Origin of the sequence: Paractinoplanes toevensis, from assembly GCF_018332695.1 — a bacterium.
GTDB lineage: Bacteria > Actinomycetota > Actinomycetes > Mycobacteriales > Micromonosporaceae > Actinoplanes > Actinoplanes toevensis.
Genome location: NZ_BOQN01000182.1, coordinates 1 through 2448 on the forward strand (window position 1 = coordinate 1; position 2448 = coordinate 2448).

The window sequence follows — 2448 nt, forward strand, 5'->3', positions numbered from 1 at the left end:
ACCGTTCGCGTTACGGACCCGCGATACCCGCCGTTCGGCCCTCGACCGCTGTAGGCACCTCTGTCGCCGGGCAGCGTATCTCATCGAAGAGCCGCCCGGTTTCACATGATGTGACCACTGCGAGCAGGCCGTCGCTTACCTGCCGGGTGACTATCAGTGGTGTTGCGGGAGCGCATGACCAACTGGGTGCAAGTAACGCGTTGGTTGCTCTCGGCGTAGCCGAGGGTGCATTGGGGTTGGTAGAACGGTTATCAGGATTGTCCTGACTGTCCGGAGTTGATCTATGGGTAGCGGGCGGCGTTGGACGCCATCGCGGGTGTCGGTAGCGGCCCTCGGTACGGCACTGGCGCTTGTGGGCAATTTAGCCACGAACTTGATCACCCCGGATTGGTCGTGGTGGCGCCTGGCGGTGTTTGTAGCGCTCGGCTCATTAGTCGTCGGAGTACTGGCGCTGGAGATTACGCGACAGCGATCTGAGCTGGCTCTGACTCAGTCAGGTTCGGTCAACGCGGTGTCGCGGGTGTTCGGAGTGGTTCCGCGGCACGCGTGGCAGTGGCAGCCGCGACCGCTAGAAGAAAAGCAGGTACGGGCGGCATTGGGGCGGCGGGGCAGGGCGGCTTTGGTGGCGTTGACGGGTACCCGGGGTGCGGGCAAGACGCAGCTTGCAGCCCGATATGCCCAGTGGTGTTTGGATCACGGATTCGACCTGGTGGCCTGGATCAACGCTGAATCTGAGCTGGTACGGGAGCTGGCGTTGTTGGCGGTGCATCTGGAGCTGCCAGGGGCAGCTGAGATGAAGCCGGAGCAGGCGGCAGCGGCGGCGTGTCGGTGGCTCGAGGCCGACGGCCGGGCGCGGCGGCTGTTGGTGCTCGACAATGTCGACGATCCGGACACATTGCGGAAGTTCTTGCCGGCGTCAGGGTCGACGAAGGTGCTTATCACCACGAACCGGCAAGAGTTCACCTCGATGGCCGGGATCGCCGCTGTGCAGGTCGGCATGTTTACTCCGGCTGAGGGTGCCGCTTTCCTGTCTCGGACGACAAGGCTGAATCCGGCTGGCGAAGGGACGCGTCTGGGTGACCTATTGGGGTGGTTACCTCTCGGGTTGGCTCAGGCTGCCGCGTTCATCGCCAGGAACAAGATGTCCTACCGCGAATATTCAGAATTGTTGCAGGGTCAGGAGTTGGACGAAACGTTGCGGCAGCAGGCCGGCGCGGATCATCCTGGCGTGCTCAAGGTGACACGGCTGAGCCTGGCCGGTCTGGCTCGCGCCGACCGCAGTGGGGACGCGGCTCGGTTGCTGCGGGTGCTGTCGCTGCTATCGCCCGGTGGAGTAAGCCTAGATCTCCTGGTACGCGGTATGCGGCATCTCGCCATGCTGGGCGGTCTCTGGTCAGCCGTAAAGGTTCTGGTCGAGGCATCGCTAATTACGGTCGGCGGTGACGCCGGGCCTGCCGCACCGGGCGGCGAAGGTCGAGTTGTTGCAGTTCACCGGCTCATTGCCCGGGTGGTCCGTCATGAGGCCGCCAAACCGCCGGGAGACGATCTTGCATCGGCGGCCGATGCTGTTACTCGGTGGCTTGATGCGCTCGTCACTGGTTTCTCGCCCACGGATGGCGTCTGGCGTGTCGACGATTTGAACGAACTCGCCGATCACCTCGACGCGGTAGTTGACAACACGGCCGAGTCCTCGCCGGAGGTGCATATCGCTCTCGCACTAGTCCGCGTCGGCTTGGAGGAGGCGGTCGGCCGTCGAGACAGCGATCTCTATCTGCTTGCGGTGACCCGCAATACCGCGTACCCAATGGTGGTGACCGATGAGGACCAGCGCATCCGATACGCCAGTCCTCCGCTACGCGAGCTGCTTGGCGGCGAGGACCTCCCGCCGCTAACCACACTCACCGATTTAGTGGATCCGGACGACCGCATGCGAGTGAGTCAGGCCTTACCCAGCTTCGCGGACGGTGTGGTGTTCTGCTCGCTGCTTCGGGCCGACGGAAGCCGAGTGCCGGTCGAAGCCACATACCGCGACTTGCGCGAAGACCGATTGGTCCAAGGTTTTGTCGTAACTATCCGAGAATGCCCACAGGGCCAAGAGTCGGAGGAACCACTGCCTCGACCCGACAACCTGGACGTGGCATAAGGACGACGTTAGTCGTCCTCTCATTGCCAGGGAAGCGACGCACTCATCTCGGCAAATCCGCGCGCCTGCACACGTCGATCGCGGTAACGCGGGGTAATTAAGCGGGCGAGCTGGAGCCTGCGTCCGCATGCCACATCGGCCGCAGGTGCCAACCAGCGCCGAAAGGTGCCAACTAGAACCGAAAGTCACAAGTCGACGTCCGACTGCCCCTATGCCTACCGTGCGCCGAAGCTCGAACGTATGTACGATTCGCACATGTCTCGCAGCGACCCTCGGCACTGGTGCAATGCCGCGTAGCTTAAGTT

1 protein-coding gene is annotated in these 2448 nt (G+C 63.1%); it reads left to right on the plus strand.

All coding sequences use genetic code 11. The annotated features are described in order from the left end of the window. Positions 1–283: 283 nt before the first annotated feature. Positions 284–2143 carry an NB-ARC domain-containing protein gene (locus Ato02nite_RS49675; RefSeq protein ID WP_369076940.1) on the plus strand — a complete coding sequence of 620 codons (1860 nt, stop codon included), beginning with the start codon at positions 284–286 and terminating at the stop codon, positions 2141–2143. The last annotated feature ends 305 nt before the right edge of the window (positions 2144–2448 follow it).